Raw genomic sequence first — 6,767 nt, 5'->3', positions numbered from 1 at the left:
AAACATTAAACAAGCGAAAAAACCTAAGGTGTTGAATTCAATGGGAGGCGAGTCTCAATAATTCAGTCCCATTATTTACGTACTCCGACAAAAGGCATGATTTCGCTACTGAAATCTTATAATTATGATTATGGTAAAAAGTGCACTCCTTCAGGGCAAATACAAGTCGGGGCTTCACTATTCTTGGCTAGAAGATTGCATATTGGCCGGACGTTTACACTTGGTGCATTCGTTACCCTGACCGAAAAGGGCGTTTTACAGATGCCAAAGGCAGGCTTTCTCGCTAGGGAACTGTTTGAGGAACTGACGAACGATTGTCTATTTCATACGAAGACTTTGGCAATGCGACTACCGCATGTCGAGGGGAGACACACCGCTAGAGGGTTCGTGACCGTCATTTATTGCCTGCTAAGCGCTCGCGATACGGGGCGTAAGCGGGGCGCTCCAAGAGGACGTAGAGGATAACAAATCTACAGCGTCGAATTGTTTCGGACTGTCTCAACAACTTTGTCATGCGCGCCGACAGTGATCCAAGCCTCATATTGCGATAGAAATACCCGACCGTTCAACTGATCAAGGAAATGAGATCGCTTCAGTCTGTTCATGACCGGCCCCTTGACCTCGGACAGATGCAGACCGACGCCCATATCAGACAGGCGTTGGTTGATCGCCTCAAGGCTTTCCAACGCGGAATAGTCAACCTCGTTCACCGCAGAAAACATCAAGATCACATGACTGACACTGCAGCCTTCAGGCACACGGTACTGGATCAGATCTTCCAGAAACCGTGCGTTAACGAAGTACAGGCTTTGATCCACGCGTAGGTTCACGACGGAAGGGATCGTTTCAACCTCGTGACGTCGAATGTTGCGGAAATGCTGCGTGCCAGGCACAAGCCCCACCTCGGCGACATGCGGACGCGAAGTCTTGTAAAGGTGCAGTAGGATCGAGGTTACCAAACCCGAGGCAACCCCAACCTCGACCCCCAGCCCCAACGTTAGGCCAATGGTGGCGGCTACCGCTACAAAATCTGCGCGAGAATAGACCCATGTCTTTTTCAGAACTGAAAAATCTACAAGGCTGAGTACGGCCACGATGATCGTTGCTGCCAAAGTGGCCTTGGGCAGGAAGTAAACTAACGGGGTCAGTGCAAAGGCGGCAATAGCAAGGCCAACGGCCGTGAATGCTCCGGCAGCAGGGGTTTCGGCTCCGGCGTCAAAATTGACGACCGAACGCGCAAACCCACCCGTAACCGGATAGCCCCCTGTAAACGCTGCCCCCAGATTGGCCGCGCCCAAACCGATCAACTCCTGATCCGGATCAATCCGCTGGCGTTTCTTTGCGGCCAGTGTCTGTGCGACCGAGATACTTTCAACAAATCCGATGATCGAAATCAGGATCGCCGGAGCGATCAGTTCTTCTACAAGATCGAACGAAAGGTTGGGCATTGTGAACGGAGGCAAGCCCTGTGGCACCGTCCCTACAATCTGCACCCCTTTAGCATTCAGGCCCAAAACCCATACGGTAACAGTTGTGGCGACCACGGCGGCGACAGGTCCGGATTTCGTTAGAATGTCGGCAAGAACCGGCCCTTCCCCCAAGAGCCCAAGAAAATGTTTGAGGCGCTTGCGGACCCAGAACAAAAAGCCGGTGGCAAGGCTGCCGATTCCCAGCGTCACCCAATTTGTCTCAGGCAAATGTGTAAGGATTGATCCGATCATTTCAGGCAGTGTGTGCCCATGCGCATCGACACCCAGAATGTGCCTGAGCTGACTGGTCGCAATCAAAACGCCGGAGGCTGTGATAAACCCGGCAATCACCGGGTGGCTGAGGAAATTGGCCATGAATCCCAACCGCATCAAGCCCATAAGCACCAAAAACGCGCCAGACAGAAAGGCCAAGGTCAGGGCTGCGACGGCGTAACCTGCAGTGCCCTGCTCGGCTACCTGCCCGATCGCGGTGGCGGTCAAAAGCGACACCACCGCCACCGGCCCAACCGCCAGCGCGCGGCTTGTCCCGAAGATCGCATAAAGCACAATCGGAACAATCGACGCGTAGATACCGGCCTCGGGCGGCAATCCTGCCAACAGAGCGTAGGCAAGCGATTGCGGGATCAACATGATCGTCACGATCAAGGCCGCAATCATATCGTTTGAAAATGCACTGCGCGTATAACTCCGGCCCCAATCCAGAATGGGGACAAATCGGCGAACATGGTTGATCATCTACGGTCTTTCGTTGCGCAGGACTATTCCGGGGCCACGTTCAGCTTTTCAGGACGCGCCATCCATTCCTTGCCGCGCAGCATTGCCTTCCAGTAGATCGGCGGCAGCAGGCTTTCCTTCAGAATCCACGCCAAGCGACTGGGTTTGGTGCCATCTATTAGAAAACGCGGAAAACTGGGCTTGAGCGCTCCACCATAGCCGAACTCGGCCAATACGATCTTGCCGCGTTCGACGGTCAGAGGGCACGAGCCATAACCGTCATATTGCATCGTCGCAGAGCGACCTGCGATGTCAGCCACGATATTGTCCGCCACAGTAGGCGCCTGCTTGCGTGCCGCCGCTGCTGTTTTGGCATTCGGTGCATTCATCACATCACCCAAGGACCAGATATTGTCAAAGCTCTTGTGCCTCAGCGTGGCCTGATCGACATCGACCCACCCCGCCGCATCCGCAAGCGGCGACACACGCACGAAATCCGGAGCGGTTTGCGGGGGGCAGACATGGATCATGTCGAAGGAGACTTCGACCCTGCACGGCTCATTGTCTGGTTGGGTCACCTCGAATACTGCCGTCTTTGCTGGCCCGTCGATGGCAACGAGGTTGTGGAAGAAGTTCAACGAAGCGCCGTATTTTTTAACATAGCCCTCCAGCGCCGGGACATAGTCCTTGACGCCGAACAGCACTCCACCGGCGTTCATGAACTGGATGTCAATGTCGCTCAGTACGCCCCGCCGGGACCACGCGTCGCCGGACAGGTACATGGCCTTTTGCGGCGCACCGGCACATTTGATTGGCATCGGAGGCTGGGTAAAAATTGCCCTGCCCTTTTGCATCTCACGCACCAACTGCCACGTATATGGGGCAAGATCATAGCGATAGTTCGAGGTTACGCCGTTGCGGCCAAGAGTTTCCTCTAGCGCCTCGACCTTGCCCCAATCCAACTTCAGACCCGGGCAGACGACAAGTCGGTCGTATTTCACCACTCGGCAGCCATCCAGAACGACGGCGTTGCTTTCCGGCTCAAATGCAGCGACGGCCGCCTTGATCCAATGCACGCCCTTGGGGATCAGACTGCCCATGGTCTTGGCCGTCGTCTGGGCATCAAAGATACCGCCGCCCACCATGGTCCAGCCGGGCTGATAGTAGTGAACATCTGCCGGATCAATCACGGCAATGTCCAGATCGGGTTGCCGCGATTTCAGACTGGCTGCGACCGAGATCCCCCCTGCCCCCGCGCCGACGATAACAACCTGAAAATGGGCATCGCCCGTATCTGTTGGGGTCTTGCCTCCATTTGCGATCCGGCGGGCCACGCCGTTCATGTCGTAGCCCGCTGCCTTGGTGGCTGTCAGGACTTCGGCAATCGGCCGTTTCATAGCCTCGTGAAAGGACCACAGTGTGGCCGAGCGTGTCCCGGTGCGGCAATAGGCAAACACCGGGCGTTGGACGTCTTCAAGCGCTGCGCCAAACGCCTCGACATCCTGATCTTTCACCATGCCGGATTGCACGGGAACATAGCGGGCCTCGATCCCTGCGGCCTTGGCTGCGGCGGCGATTTCCTTAAACGAGGGTTGATCCGCCCCTTCGCCATCCGGCCGGTTACAGATGATCGCGCGGAAACCCTGCGCAGCGATTGTCCCGACATCCTCGACCGAGATCTGAGGGCTGACGGTGAATTTGGGTGATAACGTGCGAAACTCCATCTCTGTTCTCCTTCTGGCCTGTCAGAGGGCGTTTACAGGCACTTTGAGCATCGGGTTGCCGTCGGGATCCTTGGGCACCTCGCCTGCTCTCATGTTGACCTGCAGTGAAGGGATAATGAGGTTTGGCATCGCCAGCGTTGCATCACGTTCGGTGCGGAACTTGACGAATTCTTCCTTTGTCTTGCCACCGCCAACGTGGATGTTGTGGGCCTTTTCCTCGGCTACGCTGGTTTCCCAGGCAATATCGCGCCCGTTCGGCCCATAGTCGTGGCACATGAACAGACGCGTCTCATCCGGCAATGCCAGGACTTTCTGGATCGAGTCATATAGAACGCCCGCGTCGCCGCCCGGAAAATCGGCCCGGGCGGAACCCCCGTCCGGCATGAAAAGCGTATCCCCAACAAAGGCCGCATCACCCATGACATGAACCATGCAGGCTGGCGTATGTCCTGGCGTGTACATGGCATAGGCCTGCATATTCCCAATCATATAGGTGTCGCCATCTTCGAACAGCGCATCGAATTGCGAGCCGTCACGTTGAAACTCGGTTCCTTCGTTGAAGACCTTGCCGAACGTGTCCTGCACCACGGTGATCTTGGAGCCGACCCCGATCTTGCCCCCAAGTTTTTCCTGAATATACGGCGCGGCGGACAGATGATCGGCATGCACATGGGTTTCGATAATCCACTCCAGTTGCAGGCCCTTGTCGACCACAGACCGGATCAGCTCATCCGCGTGATCAAAGGTGATACGCCCGGCCGCATAGTCGATATCCATGACACTGTCGACGATCGCGCAAGCGCTCGAGTCCGGGTCTTTCACGATGTAGCTGATCGTGTTCGTTGCCGCGTCAAAGAACGCAAATACGTTGGGTTTGATCGCCATGTTTACGGGGTAAGTGGCCATATCTTGTCTCCTCCGGGTCTCAATTCAGGTATGTGCTTGCAAATCAGGAGCCAGCGCCGCCTGCAGGCCTTTGCCGAGGGCGATGCCCACAACCAAGGCGCCGACGAAGGCGAAGACCTCCCAGCGACCCGTGCCCAGTGCGGGCAATGCGCCACCAGGGCAGAATCCGGCGATGCCCCAACCGATACCGAACAAGGCGGACCCACCGACGAGCTTGAAGTCAATCTTTCGCGCCGACGGCAAATGAAACGCAGGTTCAAGCAGGGGTGCGGCACGGCCGAAGACCATCTTGTAGCCAACAAAGGTGGTTATCAGTGCACCTCCCATGACAAAGATCAGGGACGGGTCCCAGACACCAAACAGGTCAAAGAAATTCAGCACCTTGGCTGGGTTCGCCATGCCGGAAAGCGAGATTCCAACACCGAAGACCAGACCGATCAAATAGGTTGAGATGAGTTTCACGCTTTATCCTCCGAAAACGTGGCGTGTGACGAAAACGGTGGCAAAGGCGAGCAGCATGAACGTTGCTGTGGCTGTGATCGAGCGAACGCTTAGTCTCGCCATTCCACACACACCGTGGCCCGAGGTGCAGCCGCCGCCCAGGGTCACACCGACACCGACAACCACACCGCCCAGAACAAACGCGGCAGTGGAGACCGGCACCTGAACCTGAGGCATCTGCCCGGACATCAACCTCACCACCAAGGGGCCGGTTGCCATGCCTGCCAGCAACGCGGCGCGCCAGGCAAAATCACCGGACGATGCAGGCCGCAGCAGCCCGGCCAAAACACCGGTTGCGCCCATCACGCGCCCCATCAGCAACATCAGCAGCACCGAGGCCACTCCAATCAGAACGCCGCCGGTCAGCGACGCCCAAGGGGTAAATGCCGTCTCGATCATCAGCAGTCTTGACATGTCTTGAGGCCAACGATGCGGTAAAGCGGGCAGTTGCCGACAAAGGCCGTGAAGGTGAACACACCCGCAACGATCAGCGCCAGCCAGAACAGGAATGCGCCTCCCAGCACGCTCGTGCCCAAAGCCATGTATAGAAGCATCGCAGCAATCAGAATGCGCAACGCGCGGTCAAGTTTGCCCATATTTATTGTCATGTCACACTCCATCGGGAATCTATGAAATGACAATTGCACGGCGCAGCTCACAGCTTTTGTGACATGGTCACCAAACTGCCGAAGCAAATACAAAGTTTGTATTCAGACCTCGGGAGTCGCCGATCTTGCCAAGCGTTCCAGCCCCTCGCGGTCGGTCAGGCAGACTTCGCCACGCGACTGTTCCACCCAGCCACGGCGCTGGAATTCCGCCAAGGTACGAGAGATCACTTCGCGCGCTGTGCCCAGCTCGGTCCCCAACGCTGCATGCGTTGCGTGCACCGTCTCGCCCATCCCGGCCAGCTCTAACAATCGCGAGGCCAGCCGAACATCCATACGCTTGAACACGATATCGTCGATCAAAGTAAAGAGATCGGTGATCCGGCGAGAATACGCTGCAAAGACGAACTCGCGAAACACAGGGGATTTCGCAACCAGATCGTCGAACGTTTGGCGCGGGATAGCTACCGCTGAAACGTCAGTCTCGGCAATGCCGTCGGCGGAATAGTCTTCAAAGGCCAGCATACACGCCGTGGTCAGCACGCAGCTTTCACCGGCATGAACACGGTAGAGGAACACCTCGCGCCCGGTCTCAGATTTCTGCTGAACCCGGACGGTTCCCTCCAAAAGAAGCAATAGGTTGTCAGCCGTTTGGCCTGGCGCAAATATCTGCGTTCCTGCGGGAACGTTGACGATCTGGCTACCGCTGATTAGATCAGCGCGCACTGTATCCGGTAGGCGGCTGAGACCTTTGAACTTATCAATCCAAGAGTATTCCATAGCCGATAATCCCACCATTTTGACTGCCGTAGCAATTTTGCCAGAAC

7 protein-coding genes are annotated in these 6,767 nt (G+C 56.5%); all 7 read right to left on the bottom strand.

Annotation, left to right across the window (positions count from 1 at the left end; all coding sequences use genetic code 11):
• Nucleotides 1–470: 470 nt before the first annotated feature.
• On the bottom strand, nt 471–2,225 hold the full coding sequence (locus ACR0JF_RS22195) for a SulP family inorganic anion transporter (RefSeq protein WP_480669930.1): 1,755 nt from the start codon (nt 2,223–2,225) through the stop codon (nt 471–473).
• Nucleotides 2,226–2,248: 23 nt separating this feature from the next.
• On the bottom strand, nt 2,249–3,928 hold the full coding sequence (locus ACR0JF_RS22190) for a bifunctional protein tyrosine phosphatase family protein/NAD(P)/FAD-dependent oxidoreductase (protein WP_170659193.1): 1,680 nt from the start codon (nt 3,926–3,928) through the stop codon (nt 2,249–2,251).
• Nucleotides 3,929–3,949: 21 nt separating this feature from the next.
• Entirely contained in the window at nt 3,950–4,834 is an 885-nt protein-coding gene (locus ACR0JF_RS22185; RefSeq protein WP_170659195.1) for an MBL fold metallo-hydrolase, read from the bottom strand.
• A 24-nt stretch (nt 4,835–4,858) separates the two neighbouring features.
• Nucleotides 4,859–5,296 carry a DUF6691 family protein gene (locus ACR0JF_RS22180; protein ID WP_170659197.1) on the bottom strand — a complete coding sequence of 146 codons (438 nt, stop codon included), beginning with the start codon at nt 5,294–5,296 and terminating at the stop codon, nt 4,859–4,861.
• Between the two features lie 3 nt (nt 5,297–5,299).
• Entirely contained in the window at nt 5,300–5,749 is a 450-nt protein-coding gene (locus ACR0JF_RS22175) for a YeeE/YedE family protein (protein WP_480669927.1), read from the bottom strand.
• Nucleotides 5,734–5,943 (bottom strand): YgaP family membrane protein, encoded by a 210-nt coding sequence (locus ACR0JF_RS22170; protein WP_170659199.1) that lies wholly within the window; start codon nt 5,941–5,943, stop codon nt 5,734–5,736. The genes ACR0JF_RS22175 and ACR0JF_RS22170 overlap by 16 nt, the downstream gene beginning before the upstream one ends.
• Nucleotides 5,944–6,045: 102 nt before the next feature.
• A complete protein-coding gene (locus ACR0JF_RS22165; protein WP_170659201.1) occupies nt 6,046–6,720 on the bottom strand; it encodes a Crp/Fnr family transcriptional regulator in 675 nt (224 codons plus the stop codon).
• Nucleotides 6,721–6,767 lie beyond the last annotated feature (47 nt).

This window comes from Ruegeria sp. BG11 (genome assembly GCF_056538565.1).
The sequence above is the reverse complement of the archived record's forward strand: the minus strand, read 5'-3'. Positions and strand labels throughout refer to the sequence as shown.